Annotated in this window: 16 protein-coding genes; 11 read left to right on the top strand and 5 right to left on the bottom strand. The window is 64.3% G+C overall.

All coding sequences use genetic code 11. From position 1 onward, the window contains the following. Positions 1-320 precede the first annotated feature (320 nt). The 6 genes from F8R15_RS02445 to F8R15_RS02420 all read left to right on the top strand — a co-directional run bounded on the left by F8R15_RS02445 (position 321) and on the right by F8R15_RS02420 (position 6742). Positions 321-1391: a LacI family DNA-binding transcriptional regulator gene (locus F8R15_RS02445; protein ID WP_368730992.1), complete on the top strand. Its 1071-nt coding sequence runs from the start codon at positions 321-323 to the stop codon at positions 1389-1391. Between the two features lies 1 nt (position 1392). Then, complete coding sequence (locus F8R15_RS02440; protein WP_152843290.1) at positions 1393-2655, top strand: ABC transporter substrate-binding protein; 1263 nt, start codon at positions 1393-1395, stop codon at positions 2653-2655. 68 nt (positions 2656-2723) lie between these two features. Beyond that, a complete protein-coding gene (locus F8R15_RS02435) occupies positions 2724-3791 on the top strand; it encodes a carbohydrate ABC transporter permease (protein ID WP_078545702.1) in 1068 nt (355 codons plus the stop codon). A 1-nt stretch (position 3792) separates the two neighbouring features. Further along, a complete protein-coding gene (locus F8R15_RS02430) occupies positions 3793-4671 on the top strand; it encodes a carbohydrate ABC transporter permease (protein WP_078519936.1) in 879 nt (292 codons plus the stop codon). Positions 4672-4677: 6 nt separating this feature from the next. Further along, a complete protein-coding gene (locus F8R15_RS02425) occupies positions 4678-5670 on the top strand; it encodes a levansucrase (RefSeq protein WP_152843288.1) in 993 nt (330 codons plus the stop codon). A 1-nt stretch (position 5671) separates the two neighbouring features. Next, the gene (locus F8R15_RS02420; protein WP_152843286.1) at positions 5672-6742 is read left to right on the top strand and encodes an ABC transporter ATP-binding protein; all 1071 of its coding nucleotides are present in this window, start codon (positions 5672-5674) and stop codon (positions 6740-6742) included. A gap of 156 nt (positions 6743-6898) precedes the next feature. Here the strand turns inward: F8R15_RS02420 and F8R15_RS02415 are convergent, their stop codons facing one another. Genes F8R15_RS02415 through otnK form a run of 3 tightly spaced genes read right to left on the bottom strand, consistent with a single transcriptional unit; the run spans position 6899 to position 9740 of the window. Further along, positions 6899-7792 (bottom strand): NAD(P)-dependent oxidoreductase, encoded by an 894-nt coding sequence (locus F8R15_RS02415; RefSeq protein WP_152843284.1) that lies wholly within the window; start codon positions 7790-7792, stop codon positions 6899-6901. A gap of 39 nt (positions 7793-7831) precedes the next feature. Continuing rightward, positions 7832-8470, bottom strand: a complete 639-nt coding sequence (gene otnC, locus F8R15_RS02410) for a 3-oxo-tetronate 4-phosphate decarboxylase (protein ID WP_078519932.1) — start codon at positions 8468-8470, stop codon at positions 7832-7834. Then, complete coding sequence (otnK, locus tag F8R15_RS02405) at positions 8463-9740, bottom strand: 3-oxo-tetronate kinase (protein ID WP_152843282.1); 1278 nt, start codon at positions 9738-9740, stop codon at positions 8463-8465. The genes otnC and otnK overlap by 8 nt, the downstream gene beginning before the upstream one ends. A gap of 198 nt (positions 9741-9938) precedes the next feature. On the opposite strand from otnK, the gene ltnD reads away from it, so the two are divergent. Beyond that, positions 9939-10865, top strand: a complete 927-nt coding sequence (gene ltnD / locus F8R15_RS02400) for an L-threonate dehydrogenase (RefSeq protein ID WP_152843280.1) — start codon at positions 9939-9941, stop codon at positions 10863-10865. Between the two features lie 3 nt (positions 10866-10868). After that, positions 10869-11639 carry a 2-oxo-tetronate isomerase gene (gene otnI / locus F8R15_RS02395; protein WP_152843278.1) on the top strand — a complete coding sequence of 257 codons (771 nt, stop codon included), beginning with the start codon at positions 10869-10871 and terminating at the stop codon, positions 11637-11639. Between the two features lie 19 nt (positions 11640-11658). Here otnI and F8R15_RS02390 read toward each other — a convergent pair whose 3' ends face one another. Both F8R15_RS02390 and F8R15_RS02385 read right to left on the bottom strand, forming a co-directional pair. After that, positions 11659-12714: an aldo/keto reductase gene (locus F8R15_RS02390; protein ID WP_152843276.1), complete on the bottom strand. Its 1056-nt coding sequence runs from the start codon at positions 12712-12714 to the stop codon at positions 11659-11661. A 40-nt stretch (positions 12715-12754) separates the two neighbouring features. Next, entirely contained in the window at positions 12755-13438 is a 684-nt protein-coding gene (locus F8R15_RS02385; RefSeq protein ID WP_152843274.1) for an aspartate/glutamate racemase family protein, read from the bottom strand. Positions 13439-13905: 467 nt separating this feature from the next. Between F8R15_RS02385 and F8R15_RS02380 the strand changes: the two genes are divergently transcribed. The 3 genes from F8R15_RS02380 (at position 13906) to F8R15_RS02370 (ending at position 17500) form a co-directional block, all read left to right on the top strand. Continuing rightward, positions 13906-14832: an ABC transporter permease gene (locus F8R15_RS02380; protein ID WP_216644095.1), complete on the top strand. Its 927-nt coding sequence runs from the start codon at positions 13906-13908 to the stop codon at positions 14830-14832. A gap of 167 nt (positions 14833-14999) precedes the next feature. Beyond that, positions 15000-15932 carry a sugar-binding protein gene (locus tag F8R15_RS02375; RefSeq protein WP_078519926.1) on the top strand — a complete coding sequence of 311 codons (933 nt, stop codon included), beginning with the start codon at positions 15000-15002 and terminating at the stop codon, positions 15930-15932. Between the two features lie 65 nt (positions 15933-15997). Then, on the top strand, positions 15998-17500 hold the full coding sequence (locus F8R15_RS02370) for a sugar ABC transporter ATP-binding protein (RefSeq protein ID WP_078539965.1): 1503 nt from the start codon (positions 15998-16000) through the stop codon (positions 17498-17500). The last annotated feature ends 3 nt before the right edge of the window (positions 17501-17503 follow it).

Below are 17503 nucleotides of genomic sequence, written 5' to 3'. Positions count from 1 at the left end.
ATGGGGGGCGGCCTGTCGTCGCTCGGCGTCGATCTTGTCGTGCTGCGCGGCTACAATCGGCCCGAGAACGATCGCGCGCGTGCGGGCCCTGCGCGGAATATGCATTCCGAAGATATTGAACCGCTTATCGATCTCCCGGACTTCGTGGTGGTGCTGAGTGTTCTGGGAGAGCACCAGTTCGGGATAGCGCACTTCTTTGGCGCACGGGGCAGGGCCTAAGGGTCGCCTCCCAACTCAATTTGACATCGATGACATTTTTAATTATGACATCGATGTCTTTTGGGAGTCGCGGAGTTTTCTCTGCGTTGGAGGGGGTCGTCGTGTCGACGATTTACGATGTAGCAAAGCTGGCTGGCGTTTCGCCGAAAACGGTGTCGCGCGTCGTGAACGGGGATGCGCCGGTCGGCAAAAAGACCCGCGAGAAGGTGGAAGCCGCCATTCGCGAGTTGAAATATGTCCCCTCGAGCGCGGCACGCATGATGCGCTCGAACCGGTCGGGACTGATCGGCGTCGTGACGGGGGCGATTTCGCGCACGGCCGAGCTGTCCGACCCCAAGGGGCTGCCCGATCTGTTCATCCTTCAGGGCATTCAGCAGGTCGTCGCCGAGCGCGATCTGACCTTGATGATCGCGGATACGGCCGGACAGATCGACAAGGTTCCCGCACTCCTGCGCACGTTTCAGGAGCATCGGGTCGAGGGGCTAATCTATGTCGCCGACTATCACAAGCGGGTGGCCTTCGAGACCGCGACACCGGCGTGCCCGCTGGTGCTCGCAAACTGCTACGACGCGCACGGAACCCCGGCGATCGTGCCCGACGACAAGGCCTGTGAGAAACGGCTCGTCGAGCGTCTGACCGCGCATGGCCACAGGCGCATTGCCTATCTGACATTCGATCCCGCGATGGATGCGGTGCCGCTTCGCATCGAGGGGTATCGCGAAGCGCTTGAGGCCGCGGGGATCGCCTACGACCCCGCGCTCGTATCGACAGGCTACCCGATCAACACCGAATTTCTGCACCAGTGGCTCGATGAGGCGCTCGACCGGATCCTCGCCCTGCCGGAGCCGCCAACCGTGATCTGCTGCGGCAATGACGAAATGGCGATGCAGCTTTACGGATTGCTGCGCACCCGCGGCATCCGTGTCCCGGAGGATATCTCCATCGCCGGTTTCGACAATTACCGCGCGATCGCAGAGACCCTCTACCCGCCGCTGAGCACGGTCGAACTGCCCTATGCCGAAATGGGCAGGCAGGCGGCCGAGCTTTTGCTTTCCTTGATCTCGGAGGAGGCATCCCGTCCGCACGACCCTGTGCGGGTGGCGGGACGCGTATTCTGGCGCTCCTCCGTGACCGACCTCGAACTCGAAAGCCAGACATCCAAGGGAGGATGACATGAAACTATTGAATGTGACGGCCGGGGCGGTCATTGCCGCCACCGGGTTCTGCAGTGCTGCCTTCGCGACCACCGATCTGACGATGTGGTATCACGGCGCAGGCAACAAGGTGGAGAGCAAGATCGTCCACCAGATCATCGACGACTTCAACAAGAGCCAGTCGGACTACAAGGTCGCGCTGCAGAGCTTCCCGCAAAACAGCTACAACGACTCGGTGACGGCAGCAGCCCTCGCGGGCAACCTGCCCGACATTCTCGACATGGACGGGCCGATCATGCCGAACTGGGCCTGGTCGGGCTATCTGCAGCCGCTGCCGATCCCGGAAGATCACTTCAAGGATTTCCTGCCCGGCACCAAGGGCGTCTATGACGGCAAGCTCTACTCGATCGGGCTCTGGGACGCGGCGGTCGCGCTTTATGCACGCAAGTCCACGATGAAAGAGCTGGGGCTGCGCACGCCCACGCTCGACAAGCCCTGGACCAAAGACGAGTTCATGAGCGCGCTCGAGGCCGCGAAGAAGAGCGGCAAATTCGACTACGCGATCGATCTGGGCATGTCGGACAAGGGCGAGTGGTATCCCTATGCCTTCCTGCCCTTCCTGCAGAGCTTCGGCGGCGGGCTGGTCAACCGCAAGACCTACGACACCGCAGAGGGCGTGCTCAACGGCGACGCCGCGGTCGCATGGGGCAACTGGTGGCAGTCGCTGTTCACCGACAAGCTGGCGCCCGGCACCAGCCAGGACCCGGCAGCCCATGAAACCGGCTTCATCGACGGCAAATACGCCTTCTCGTGGAACGGCAACTGGAATGCGGTCAAGACGATGGACAAGGTCGACGATGTCGAGTTCCTGCCTGCGCCGGACTTCGGCAACGGCTCCAAGATCGGCGGCGCGTCCTGGCAGTTCGGCATCTCGGCCAGCTCCAAGGCTCCCGAGGGTGCTGCGGAGTTCATCAAGTTCGCGACGCAGGACAAGTATCTGGCGGAGTTCTCGGATGCGCTCGGCCTGATCCCGGCGACCAAGTCGGCCGCGCAGATGACGAAAAACTACAAGTCGGGCGGTCCGCTTGCGGTGTTCTACGGCCTGTCCGAGGCGCAAGCCGAGAAGCGTCCGGTGACGCCCGGCTACGTCGTCGACTCCAAGGTGTTCCAGAAGGCCGCCGCGGATATCGCAGACGGGGCTGACGTGATCGACACGCTCGATTCCGCCACCGACCAGATCAACGCCGATATCAAGCGCAACGACGGCTACAAGAAGAACTGAGCCGCTGTGCCGCGGGGGCGCGCGACTGTCGCGCCCCCACCTCCAACTTCAGACCGGGAGACCGCGCCATGCGCTCGTCACTGACTTCCGCCAATCGGGCGGGATGGGCCTTTGCCCTGCCGGGCATCGTGCTGATCCTCGCCTTCATCATCACGCCATTCTTTCTGGGCGTCGGCTTCTCGCTGACCAACCAGCGGCTGATCTCGCCCAATGCCACGCGTTTCGTCGGCCTCGAGAACTACCGGGAAATGCTCAACATCGCGGTGGTCGACCTTCAGGCCAAGACCGATAGCGCGGGCAAGACCGTCACCGATGCCGACGGGCAGGCCGAATTTCCCCGCCTGCGCTCCATCACGCGCAACCCCGACACGCCGCAATATCACGGCATGCAGGAATGGTTTCGCTGGGTCTCGGGCGACACGGCGCATGTGGTGATCGCAAGCGACGTTGTCTTCTGGAAAGCGCTGCTCAACACCTGCATCTTCGTGCTGATGGTCGCACCGATCCAGGCCGCGATCGCGCTGGGTCTCGCGCTGCTGATCAATCAGAAACTGCGCGGGATCACGATTTTCCGCACCATCTATTTCATGCCCGTGGTCGTCTCGATCGTCGTCGTCTCGCTGCTCTGGCGTTTCATCTACTCGGGACAGAACGGGCTCTTGAACAACATGCTGTCCTTCCTGAGCTTCGGGCATTTCCAACCCGTCGACTGGCTGGGCAATCCACATACCGCGCTTGGCGCGATCATCACGATGTCGATCTGGCAGGCGGTGGGCTTCCACATGGTGATCTGGCTTTCCGGGCTTCAGACGATCCCGCCCACGCTTTACGAGGCCGCAGCGATCGAAGGCTCGTCGAAATGGCAAACCTTCCGCTATGTCACCTGGCCGGGGCTGCGCCACACCGCGGTGCTGGTGCTGATCGTGATCACCATGCAGGCCTTCGCGATCTTCGCCCAGATCGACGTCATGACGAAGGGCGGGCCGCTCGACTCAACCCAGACGCTGGTCTTCCAGGCCGTGCAACGCGGCTACGGGATGCAGAACATCGCGGGCGGCTCGGCGATCTCGGTGATCCTGTTCCTGATCGTTCTGGTGATTTCGATGATCCAACGCTGGCTGACGAGGGAGCGCTGAAATGAGTGTCATTGGTTCCGATAACCGCAATCTGCGGCTGGGTGTGCGCTATCTCGTGCTGATCCTGATCGCGCTTATCTTCGTCTTGCCGCTGCTGTTCATGGTGATGTCCAGCTTCAAGCCCAGCGACGAGCTGCTGCGCGACACGTCGAGCCTGCGCGCCTTCCTGCCGGTGGGCCAGCTCAGCCTCGACAATTACACCGGCGCCTTCGAGCGCGCCCCGGTCGGGCTCTTCGTCTTCAACTCGATCTTCGTGACCGGCACGACCGTGCTGCTGTCGCTGGTGATCTGTTCGCTGGCCGGGTTCTCCTTCGTCTTCCTGCAATGGCGCGGGCGCGACGTGATGCTCTCGATCATTCTCGCGACCTTCATCGTGCCGTTCGAGACGATCGCGATCCCGCTTCTGCTGGAAGTGTCGAAACTGCCCTGGCTGGGGCTGGACGGGCTCAGCTGGGGCTGGCTCGACAGCTACCGCGTGCAGATCATCCCGTGGATCGCGGACGGGCTGACGATCTTCCTCTTCGTGCAGTATTTCAAAGGCCTTCCCGGCGAGCTGATCGAGGCGGCCCGCGTCGAGGGCGCAAGCTGGTTCCAGATCTATCGCCGCGTGGTGATCCCGCTCTCGGGGCCTGTCATCGCGACCGCCGCGATCCTGAAATTCCTGATCATGTACAACCAGTATCTCTGGCCGCTGATCGTGGTCCAGCAAGAGCAGTATCGCCCGGTAATGGTCGGCCTGCAGTATTTCTTCCAACTCAACCCCGCATGGGGGGAGATCATGGCTTACCTGACGCTGATCACGGTGCCGGTTCTCGCCTTCTATCTCGTGCTTCAAAAGGCGTTCATCGCCTCCATCGCCTCCACCGGCGTGAAAGGATAATCCGACATGGTTCTCGCACTCGAAAAGCAATGGGTCTGGGACAGCTGGTATGCCCATGACGGCGAACGCTGGCATGCCTGGTTCCTGAAGGCCGACAAGTCGCTCGGCGATCCGGACCTGCGCCACTTCAACGTCAGCCAGGGCCACGCGGTCTCGGACGACCTGATAAGCTGGCACCATCTGGGGACGTCGCTGGCCCCGGCGCCGGCCCCGGCCTGGGACGACCTGGTCACCTGGACCGGGTCAGTGCTGCGCGACGATGACGGGCTGTGGCACCTGTTCTACACGGGCGGTCGGCAGTCTGAAGACGGGCTCTATCAGCGCATCGGTCACGCGACCTCGCGCGACTTGCACAACTGGGACCGCGTGGGCGACGGGCTCTGCCTCGACCTGACCGGGCCCAATGCCGCGCATTACGAGGCCGAACACATGGTCGGTCACTGGCACGACCGGGCAATGCGCGACCCCTGGGTGATGCGCGATCCCGCAGGCGACGGCTGGCTGATGTATTTCACCGCCCGCGCCCCCGGCATCGAAGAGGCGAATGAGGCCGGGGCCATCGGCTTCGCCACCTCGCCCGACCTGATCCACTGGGAATTGCAGCCGCCGGTCTTCGTCGGCGGGTTCGGTCAGCTCGAAGTGCCGCAGGTCTTCGAGGAGAACGGGCGCTGGTATTGCCTGTTCTGCACCGCCGCCGAGCACTGGAGCCGCGCGCGTATCGCGGAAACCGGCATGACCCCGGTGACCGGCAACCACTACCTGATCGCAGACGATCCGCGCGGGCCGTGGCGGATCGCCCCCGGCTTTCTCGATGGCGCGAACCCGTGCCGGCGCTATGCCGCGCGTATCCTCAAGACCGCCGAGGGTCTGGTGATCATGGGGTTCGACGACAACGGCCACGACCATTTCGTCGGCCAGATCCGCGACCCGGAGCCCGTTCTCGTGGATGCGGAGGGTTATCTTCACATCGACGCGGATGCCGAGCAGGGAGGGAAGTGACATGGCAGACATCAAGCTGCGCGGTCTGCGAAAGAGCTATGGTGCGCATGAGGTTATCCGCGGCGTCGATATCGACGTGGCCGATGGCGAGTTCTGCGTCTTCGTAGGTCCCTCGGGCTGCGGGAAATCCACGCTGCTGCGGATGATCGCAGGGCTCGAGGACATCTCGGGCGGCACGCTGGAGATCGACGGCGAGCGCGTCAATGACGTGCAGCCCCGCGAACGCGGCGTGGCGATGGTGTTCCAGAGCTACGCGATCTTCCCGCATATGAGCGTGCGCGACAACATGGCCTTCGGCCTCACCATCTCGGGCGCGTCGAAAGCCGAGAAGGCGGAGAAAGTGCAGCGCGCCGCCGAGATCCTGCAGATGGAGCATCTGCTCGACCGTCGCCCCAGCCAGCTCTCCGGCGGCCAGCGCCAGCGCGTCGCGATCGGGCGCGCGATCACCCGCAACCCTTCGGTCTTCCTCTTCGACGAGCCGCTCTCGAACCTCGACGCGGCGCTTCGGATGGACATGCGCATGGAGATCGGCAAGCTCCACAAGCAGCTGGGCGCGACGATGATCTACGTCACCCACGATCAGGTCGAGGCGATGACGCTCGCCGACAAGATCGTCGTGCTGCGCGACGGGCTGGTGATGCAGTCGGGCTCGCCGATGGAGCTCTATCACAACCCGGCCAACCGCTTCGTCGCAGGCTTCCTCGGCGCGCCGTCGATGAATTTCCTCGAGGTCGAAGTCGTGGAGGCCGATAGCGAAAACGCCAAGGTCGCGCGCCACTCCATGGACCCGATCATCGTGCCCGTGCGCGGTCGTAAATTCGCCCCCGGCGACACCGCCCTGCTCGGCCTGCGCCCGCAATACGTCACCCCCAGCAAGCCCGATGAGGGCGTCCTGCACGGTCAGGTGTCTCTGGTCGAGCGGCTGGGCAGTGAAACGGTCGTCGATCTGGCGATGGCGGACGGCACGAGCCTGATCGCCGCCTTCAGCGAGGACAAGCAATTCGAACGCGGCGAACGGATCGATCTGGCGTTCGACCCCGCCCGGACGCATCTGTTCCACCCCGACGAGTGAGGGGTGGCACCCATCGGACCCGAAAATGTCCTCCCGAAGGACCTGAGGTCGGCCATGTTCGAACACTCAAAACGACCCTCTCAGGTGGAGCTGAAAAATGCTCAGCCCGACCATTTCTGGCCGGGCTGAAACGTCGCTTTCGGGAGGTGCGTGGGCTCAGTCGAGCCCGTTCGCGCGTGCTACGAAATCCGCGAGATGCGGCACGTAATCTTCAGAGCCGTCGCCACCGGTTGCCATCGCCATCGCGAAGGCATTCTTGGCGGTGCTGGCGAGTGGGGTCGCGACGGTGGCGGCATTGGCCATCGTCTCGACATAGCGCAGGTCCTTGTAGGCATTGGCGAGGGTGAACTTGTGCGCCTCGCGGTTGCCCTCGAGCGCGTAGCCCATGAAGGTCTGATAGAAGCCGCAATCCATCCGGCCGCCCCGGATCACCTTGTCGAACTGCTCGACCGGAATGCCCACCTTGCGCGACAGCGCGAGGGCTTCGGAATAAAGCGCGGCATAGCCGAGAGAGATGAAGTTGTTGAGCAGCTTCATGCGGTGGCCGTCGCCGAGGCTGCCCACGCGCACGATCTTGCCCGCCCAGGTGTCGATGACCGGTTGGATGCGTGCGAACAGCTCTTCATCCGCGCCGACCATGCAATCGAGCGTACCTTCCCAGGCCTCTTTCGGGGTGCGGCTGAGCGGCGCATCGGCATAGGCGACGCCGATCGCCTCCATGTCCTGTGCGAGCTTCATCGTCATGGTCGGCTCGCCGGTCGAGCAATCAATGATCACGCTGCCCTCTTTCAGGCCCGGGGTCAGCTTCGCGACCGCCTCGGCGGCCTCGGGCGCGCCGGTGAGGCACAGGAAGATGATCGACGAACGGGCGGCGAGGTCTTCGTAGGACGATGCCTCGGTCGCCCCGCGCGAGACCAGGTCCTCGATCGGCTTGCGGTTGCGGTGGGCGATCACGGTCAGCGGATAGCCTTTCTCGACGATGTTCTTGGCCATGCCGTGGCCCATCAGGCCGGTGCCGATGAAGCCGATGGTTTCCTGGGTCTTAGTCATTGGGTGCTCCGCTTGGGTCGGTAGGTCGTGAAATTCGGGTCAGAGATTGAAACGCTTGCGCAGGTCCGCGACCTGCGACTGGGTGAGCGGGCGGATCGCGTGGCCCTGCAGCGCGAGGAACAGCTTGGAGGTCTCCTCCAGCTCTTCGGCGGCGTATTGCGCGTTCGACAGGCTGGTGCCTGCGACGACGGGGCCGTGATTGGCCAGCAGCACCGAATGATGCGCGCTGGCGAGCGAGCGCACGGCCTCGGCCAGTTCGGGATCGCCCGGCGCGTAATAGGGGACCAGCGGCAGCTTACCCACGCGCATCACGTGATAGGCGGTCAGCGGCGGCAGCACGTCCTCGGGGTCGATATCGCGCAGGATCGAGACGGCCGTCGAATGGGTCGAGTGCAGGTGGATCACCGCGCCCGCCTCCTGACGTTCGTCATACATCGCGAAATGCAGGAAGGACTCCTTGGTCGGCTTGTCGCCCGAGACGAAGTTGCCGTCCCGGTCGAAGAGCGAGATCCGGGCCGGGTCGAGCGTGCCGAGCGAGGCGTTGGTGGGCGTCATCAACCAACCGCCATCGGGCAGCCGCGCCGAGATATTGCCCGAAGACCCGGCGGTCAGGCCGCGGTCGAAGAGCGAGCGCCCGATGGTGCAGATCTGGTCGCGCAGACGCGTTTCGTCAGACATGTTCGGCCTCCGGCTCCAGCAGGTCCCACGCCTTGAGGAAGAAATCCTCGGCACCGAAATTGCCCGATTTGAGCGCGAGCGCGAGGCGCGGGCCGGACAGGCTCATCGTCCACGGCACGCCGGGGTCGATCTCGGGACCGATGTCGAGCAGGCGCACGCCGAGCGCCGTCGTCACAGCGCCCGACGTCTCGCCACCCGCGACCAGCATCCGGGTGAACCCGGCGTCGCGCAGGCGTTCGGCGACCGCGGCCAGCGTGTCTTCGACCAGCGCGCCGGAGGCGTCACGGCCCAGACGGGACTGGATCTTGCTGAGCTGCGCGGGATCGGCGCTGGAATAGATCAGGGGCGTGCTGTCGGCGGGCTGCGCGATGGCCCAGTCGGCGATCTCATCCGCGCTCTGTCTGCCTTCGGTCAGCGCCTCTACGTCGAGCGCGAGGCTCGGCAGGCCCGCCGCTTGCGCCGCCGCGATCTGGCCGCGGGTCGCGACCGAGCAGGAGCCCGCGAGGATCGCGCAGCGGCCCTCCGGGGCCGGCATCCGATCCGGTGCACTTTGCGCGTCGCTCTGGTCGCGAAGGGCTGCGGCCAGACCCAGACCGATGCCCGAGCCGCCGGTGATCAGCGGCATCTCCGCGCAGGCCGCGCCGAGCGTCATCAGATCCGATTCGTCGATCGTGTCGGTGACGACGATGCGGGTGCCAGCGGCGCGTGCAGCGTCGAGCGCTTTGCGCAGCGCGGCCTCTCCCTGCCGGATCGTGGTGATGTCGATGGAGCCCACTTTCAGCGCCGTCTGCCGCCCCAGAACCCGCACCAGATCGGGGTCGCGCATCGGGGTGAGCGGGTGATCTTTCAGCGGGCTTTCCGACAGAAGGCGATCGCCTACGAAAAGGTGGCCCTTGTAGACCGTGCGCCCGGTCGCCGGGAAGGCGGGGCAGGCGATGGTCAGCGTCGCGCCGGTGAACTCCATCAGGGCCTCGGTGACGGGCCCGATATTGCCTTCGTCGGTGGAGTCGAAGGTCGAGCAATACTTGAACATCAGGCGCGGCGCCCCAGCTGCGCGCAGAGTCTTTGCGGCCTGCAGCGACATCTCGACCGCGTCGGCTGCCGGAATGGTGCGCGACTTCAGCGCCACCACCACCGCATCGGCCCCCGAAAGGTCCATTTGCGGCCCCGGCAGTCCGATGACCTGCCGCGTCTTCAACCCGCTGCGTGACAGCATCAGGCACAGGTCAGTGGCGCCGGTAATATCGTCGGCGACCGCTCCGATCAGCATGGAAATTCCTCCCTCGGTCCACAGATCGCCGATCGCCCCGACGGCTCGGGACGGCGATTTCACATAGCCCTTGCCAAGCCGTTGCGGCTCGGGCTAACGATGTAATGACAACGCTATCATTCCAGCAAAGCAAGCGCAAGATGGACGCTGGGAGGGGGCGGAGTGAGACTAGAAATCGGCGATTGAGAGGTATTCCGCATGAAGTCACCCCAAGAGACGAAGGTCTGTGTCATCGGTCTGGGATCGATGGGCTTCGGCATGGCCGAGAGCTTGCTGCGAGACGGGTTCGCGGTGACGGGCGTCGATGTGAATGCCGATGCGATGGAGCGCTTCTCCGCCCTTGGCGGCGCGGTTGCGGCCGACCCTGCGACGGGTGCGCAAGATGCGGACCTGGTGATCGCCGTGGTCGTCAATGCCGACCAGACAGAGCAGGTGCTTTTCGGACCGGGCGGCGCCATCGCGACCATGTCCAAAGGCGGCGTCGTGATGTCCTGCGCCACGATGGCGCCCGATCTGGCGCGCGTCTTCGCCAAGCGCTGCGCCGAGGTGGGCGTGGAGTATCTCGACACGCCGATCAGCGGCGGCGCCGTGCGCGCGGCCAGCGGTGAATTGACGATCATGGGCTCGGGCCCGTCCGCGACCTTTGCGCGCATCCGCCCGGCGCTCGATAGCGTCGCGGCCAAGGTCTACGAGTTGGGCGAGGAGGCGGGCACGGGCGCGGCCTTCAAGGTGGTCAATCAGCTTCTGGCCGGGGTGCATATCGCAGCGGCCTGCGAGGCGATCACCTTCGCCAAGGCGATGGATCTGGATCTGGAAAAGGTCTACGAGGTGATCACCGCCTCGGCGGGCAATTCCTGGATGTTCGAGAACCGGGTGCCGCATGTGCTCGAGGGCGATTACAGTCCGCGCAGTGCGGTGGATATCTTCACCAAGGACCTCGGGATCGTCGCGGATATCGGCCGGGATATGAAATTCCCGACCCCGATTGCAAGCACGGCGATGCAGATGTTCGTCATGACAGCGGCGGCCGGGATGGGGCGCGACGATGACGCCTCGGTCGCCCGGATGCTGGCGGATATCGCAGGTCTCGAGCTGCCCACCGCCACCCCCGCGAGCGAGGGCTGAGCGATGCCCAGATTTGCCGCCAACATGACGATGATGTTCACCGAGCACGATTTTCTCGACCGCTTCGCTGCGGCGAAAAAGGCAGGCTTCGATGCGGTCGAATATCTCTTTCCCTATGACCACCCGCCCGAGGCGATCGCGGAGCGGCTGCATGAGCACGGGCTGACGCAGGCGCTCTTCAATCTGCCGCCCGGCAACTGGGAGGCAGGCGATCGCGGGCTGGCGGCTCTGCCGGAGCGCGGAGAGGAATTCCGGGCCTCGATCGATACCGCGCTGCGCTATGCCGAGGCGACCGGGGTCGGGCGGGTCCATGTGATGAGCGGGCTGGCCTCACGCCAAGATACGGCAGCGCTGCAGGCCTATCGCGACTCGCTGCGGCGGGTCTGTGATGCCGCCGGGCCGCAGGGGCGCGACGTGGTGATCGAGCCGATCAACACGCGCGACATGCCAGGCTATTTTCTGGATGATTTCAGCTTCGCCGCCGATCTGATCGCGGCGTTGGGGCTGCCCAATCTCAAGCTGCAATTCGACATCTATCACCGCCAGATCCTGCACGGTGACGTGCTGATGGGGCTGCGGGAGATGGCGCCGATCATCGGGCATGTGCAGATCGCTGCCGTCCCGGATCGGCATGAGCCCGGCACCGGTGAGCTCGACGATACGCGCATCCTGCGTGAGCTGGACGCGCTGGGCTATGACGGGTTCGTGGGCTGCGAATACCGCCCGGCGGGCCGGACCGAGGATGGTCTGGACTGGATGCGCGCCTTCGCCTGAGACCAAGGCGCGCCCCTCATCAGCTTTCGATGTAATCGCGATGCAGCGCCCAGTCGCCCGGGCTGAACCGGTCCGAGGCGAATTGCTGCTGGTGCCAGTAGGGGTAGATCACGGGTAGCTTGCTGACCTCGTGCAGGCGCTTCAGCTCGTCCTCGCTCAGCTCCAGATCCACGGCGCGGAAATTGTCGCGGAACTGCTGTTCGTTGCGTCCGCCGATGACGAGCGAGCTGACTGCAGGACGCGTCAGCAGCCATGCCAGCGCGACCTGCGCGGCCGAGACCCCATGCGCGTCGCCGATCTCGACCAGCGCATCGACGATGTTCCACAGCTTCTCTTCGTCGCGGATCGGCGGCTCGGTCCAGCCCGCGAACTGACGCGAGCCTTCCGGGGTGTCCTTGCCGCGGCGGTGCTTGCCCGACAGGAGGCCGGCGGCGAGCGGGCTCCAGACCAGCACGCCGAGCCCCTGATCGACCGAGATCGGGAGCAGCTCGTATTCTGCGTCGCGAGCCTCGAGCGTGTAGTGGATCTGCTGGGCCACGAAGCGCTCGCGCAGGCTCCGGTCGCTGACGCCGAGCGCCTTCATGATGTGCCAGCCCGAGAAGTTGGAGCAGGCGATGTAGCGGACCTTGCCCTGTTGCACGAGCGTGTCGAGCGCCGAGACCATCTCCTCCATCGGGGTCACGCCGTCCCATTCATGCATGTGGTAGATGTCGATGTGGTCGGTGCGCAGCCGCTTGAGGGATCGTTCGCATTCGCGGATCAGGTGATAGCGCGAAAAGCCCTCGTCGTTGGGGCCGTCGGCGATCCGCATCCGCGCCTTGGAGGAGATCAGCACGTCATCGCGCCGACCGTCGAGCACTTCGCCAAGGATCTCTTCCGACAGGCCGGTCGAGTACATGTTCGCGGTGTCGTAGAGGTTGATACCGGCATCGATGCAGGTGTCGACCAGCTTGCGCGCTTCGCTGACGCCTTGGGCGCCGACGGCCTTGAAGGCGCCCGCGCCGCCGAAGGTGAACGTGCCCATCGTGAGCACCGAGACCTTGAGCCCCGATCGTCCTAGGGTTCTGTATTTCATGGATATCTCCTCCTCTTGAGTATCGTTTCTTCAGGCGCGATCAGCGCGCCAGACGTCTTGCTGCATGGGCGATGCCCAGCGTCGGGCTGGTCAGAACCGGCGGGTCATCCGCGCTCGGCTCGAGCTGTTCGAGCGCGCGCGCCATCGAGGCCTGTGCCAGAACCACCACGTCGTTTTCGCGGGCGAGCCGGGCGATGCCTTCGGCCACCCGCGCGTCATGTCCTTCCCGGTCGCCCGATTGCAGCGTCTCAAAGGCGCCTTCGACGACCTCGCTCGTGATGGTGCTGTCCGCCCCGGCCTCGCGGCTGACGCGTTCGACCAGTTCGACGGTGGGTGTCAGGGTCGATTGCAGGGTCGCGAGCACGCCGATGCGGCGGCCTTTTGCGACGGCCTCCTGTGCCATCCCCTCGTCGATACGGATCAGCGGGACCGGGCAGAGCGGTGCGATACGTTCGACCGCGCCGCCGAGGCTGGAGCAGGTCACGAGCACGGCTTCGGCCCCCGCATCGACCGCCGACCAGATCATGCCCGTCAGGCGTCGCGCCGTCATCGGGCTGACCGATCCCTCGCGGATCGTCAGGCGCAAAAGGCTCTCGTCGAGCATGTTGAACACTTTCCAGTCGGGCAGGTGCTCCTGCGCCAGACCTTCGAGTTCCGGGATCAGCCCGGCGACGGTGTGGATCATCGCCAGGGGGCGGGGTGATTCGTAGCTTTCGTCGGTCATCGGCGGGCTCCTTTGTTGCGGTCGGGGTGCTTTCGCCCCGCTGACTATGACAGCGCTGTCATGTTTTGCGAGTATCACCACGGACCCGGCTCGATGACAAGCCGGAATGTCTCAAGACCCTTGTTTGAAACGCTTTGGCGGGGCTCGGAACTACTTTCCGCCGGGGAGGGCGCGTCGTTCCGACACCTGTCCTGAGACAAGTTTTTGTTATTTGCTGATTGACAAGTCGTCTTTGCAGTTCGCAATATGACAGCGCTGTCACAGGAGGAATGGCAGCGCTAGCATTTTCGGGCGTATCCCCGTCCGACCCGCCAGCCCCTTACCGACGCGATCGGTTCCGGGATGAGCGTGTGGAACGTCGGGGATGCGGAGAAGGGAGGGGCGTTTTGGCACTGTCGGAAAATTCGGTCACGCCATCGGAAAGGAAATCCATGCGAGTCCTGCATCAATTGCTTCAACTGCGTCACATGCGTGAATTCAACGTTCTGATCGCGTTGATCCTGATGGGGCTGCTGATCAGCCTGTTCACACCGTATTTCCTGACCGTGTCGAACCTGATGGGCGTGTCGCGGGCATTCTCGCTGACGGCCATCATGAGCATCGGCATGGTGATGGTCATCATCACCGGCGGGATCGACCTGTCGGTTGGCTCCGCGATGGGGCTTGCCGGTCTGATCACGGCGCTCTGTTTCGACGCGGGCTATTCGCAATATGCGGCGGTGGCTGCGGGGCTCGGTGTGGGGCTTGCCTTCGGGCTGACAAACGGGCTGCTGATCACCGCGATCGGCCTGCCGCCCTTCATCGCGACGCTCGGCACGTTGAGCATCGGGCGCGGCCTTATGTACATGATCACCCACGGCGTGCCGCTGACCCCGGAGACGCCCGACAGCTTCAGCTTTCTGGGGCAGGGCTATGTCGGTCCGGTGCCGGTGCCGGTGGTCATCCTGCTCGTGCTGACGCTCATCTTCACGGTTATCATGACCCGGACCCGCTTCGGTCGGCACGTCTACGCCACGGGCGGCAACGAGAACGCGGCGCGTCTGAGCGGGGTGAAGGTTCAGCGCGTCAAGCTCGCGGTCTACGTCCTGTCTTCGACGATTTCCGCGCTGGCCGGCGTCATCGCCTTCTCGCGCTATCTTTCGGCGGAACCGGCGTCCGGCTTTGGCTCGGAACTTGAAGTGATCGCCGCGGCCGCGATCGGCGGGGCGAGCCTCGCGGGTGGTATCGGCTCGGTGCTCGGCGCGGTCATCGGGGCAGCCTTGATCGGCGAGATCGCCAACGGCGTCGTGCTGCTCAACATCAACACCTATGCCCAGCAGGCCATTACCGGCGGCGTGATCCTGATCGCGGTCAGCCTGGACGTGCTGCGCAATCGGATGGGCGGGCGCGGCTGAGCCGCGCCGTCCGGGAAGGAACAAGATCAAGAAGCCGGACCGCGTCTCGAAGAGGAGAGAGCGGCGCGAGATCCGGACGAAGAAGGCCCCGGTGCGGGGCGTGAAACCGAAACTGCATCAACAACAGGGGCCCGCCGCGGTTGGTTGGGTCCGGAGGAGGAGACAAGATGCGTATTGCAATGAAAGCCGCCGCTGCGGTTCTGGCCCTGGCAACCGGTATGGGGACGGCAGCGTCCTATGCTCAGGACATCACCGTGGCGCTCGTGCCGAAAGTGGCCGTTCCGTTCTTCGACGACTGCAACACCGGTGGCGCGGAAGCGGCCAATGAACTGGGCGTGAAGTATCAGTGGGTTGTGCCCGCGAACACGCAGGGTTCGACGCAGGTCAAGATCATCGAGGACCTGATGGCACGCCATGTCGACGGGATCGGGATTTCGGTCAACGAGCCGAAATCGGTCGAAGGCATCATCAAGCAGGCCACCGATGCGGGCATCAAGGTCGTCACCTTCGACAGTGACAGCGCCAACAGCTCGCGCAGCATGTATATCGGCACGATCAACAAGCAGGCTGGCGTGACCATGGGCAAATCCATGGCGGAAGCGCTCGGCGGCAAGGGTGAAGTGGCGATCGTCACCGGTCAGCTCGGCGCCTCGAACCTGAACGAGCGGATTGACGGCGTGAAGGAAGCGCTGGCGGACTATCCCGACATCAAGCTGGTCGCGACCGAAGGCACCGAGGATGACCTCGCCCGCGCCGTGTCGGTGACCGAGGCGCTCCTGCGCGCCAACCCGAACCTCTCGGGCATCTTCGGCATCAGCCAGGTCGGTGGCCCGGCCGTGGCAAAGGTTCTCGCGCAGCAGGAATTCGCGGATAAGAAAGGCCAGCTGAAGGTCTTCGCCTTCGACGATCTGCCCGACACGATCAAAGGCGTGAAGGAAGGCTTCATCGACGGCATCATGGTGCAGCGCCCGATCACGATGGGCAAGCTGGCGGTCGAGCATCTCGTGGCCCAGATCAAGGGTGAAGAGACCGACCCGCAGAACATCGACACCGGTGTGACCGTTGTGACTGCCGACAACCTCGACAGCTACACCAAGTAATCTCCGACAAGACCTGGGCGGGGCCAAACGCGGCCCCGCCCGACATTCTTCAGCCAGAGGCCGCGATGAAACCGTTTCTCGAAATGATCGGCATTTCCAAGACCTTTCCCGGGGTGAAGGCGCTGGACCACGTCGACCTGCATCTCAATTCCGGAGAGGTGCATGTGCTGGCGGGCGAGAACGGCGCCGGCAAGAGCACCCTGATGAAGATCATGACCGGCGTGCTGCGCGCGGATCCGGGCGGCGAGATCCGGGTCGAGGGCGAACCCGTCGTCATCAAGAACCCGGTCCATGCCCGGTCGCTCGGCATCTCGATCATCTACCAGGAACTCGCGGTGGTGAATAATCTCACCGTCGCCGAGAACGTCTTTCTCGCGCGCGAGCCGCTATTGCCCACGGGCCTGATCGACCGCACCAAGATGAATGCGGACACCCGCGCGGTGCTGCACGAGCTTGGCGTGGAAATCGATCCCGAAGCGATGGTCGGCACGCTTTCGATCGGCCAGAGACAGCTGATCGAGATCGCCCGCGCCATCTCCTACAATTCCAAACTCATCATCATGGACGAGCCGACCGCGTCGCTCAGCCACCACGAGGCATCGACGCTGTTGCGCATGTCGCGCAAGCTGGCCGCGCAGGGTGTCGGCATCGTCTTCATCTCGCACAAGCTCGAGGAAATCTTCGAGATCGCCGACCGCGTCACCGTGCTGCGCGACGGGCGCACCGTGGATACCCGGCCCGTGTCCGAGATGACGAGCGACCTGCTGGTGCGCCTGATGGTGGATCGCGAACTCGACCAGCTGTTCGGCCATCACATCTCCCACGCGACCGACGAGGTTCTGATGTCGGTCCGCAATCTCACCGAGAAGCGCGTGAAGGACGAAGGCGTCTTCGTGCGCGACGTCGATTTCGACCTGCGTCGCGGCGAGGTGCTGGGCTTCTTCGGTCTGGTCGGCGCCGGGCGGACCGAAGTGATGGAGATGATCTTCGGCAGCCGCCCCCATAGCGGCGAGATTTCGATCAATGGCAAACCGGCGCGGATTTCCTCGCCCTCGGACGCGATCGAGCATGGGCTCGGATTTGTGACCGAGGATCGGCAGTCGCGCGGGCTTGTCCTCGGCATGTCGGTGCGCGAGAATTTCTCGCTGACGCATCTGAGTGACTATTGCAGCCTCGACTTCGTGAACCGTCGCAAGGAAACCGCGGCCTGTGCGGATTACATCCGCGCGCTGGGCATCAAGACGCCGTCGCCCGAGCAGAAAGTGCTCAACCTGTCGGGCGGCAACCAGCAGAAGGTCGTGTTGGCGAAATGGGCCGCGCGCCGCCCGCAGATCCTGATCGTCGACGAACCGACGCGCGGGATCGACATCGGCGCCAAGGCCGAGGTCCACACGTTGCTGGGCAAGATGGCCGAGGAGGGAATGTCGATCATCGTCGTCTCTTCGGACCTGCCGGAGATTCTGGCGATCAGCGACCGTGTGATCGTGCTGAAGGAGGGGAAGATCAGCGGCGAGCTGACCCGAGAGAACGCCACGCAGGAAAGCGTGATGCTGGCGGCGACCGGCTGAGGC

The organism is Thioclava sp. JE_KL1 (assembly GCF_009296265.1).
GTDB lineage: Bacteria > Pseudomonadota > Alphaproteobacteria > Rhodobacterales > Rhodobacteraceae > Thioclava.
This window is presented reverse-complemented; position numbering and strand designations above follow the sequence as displayed.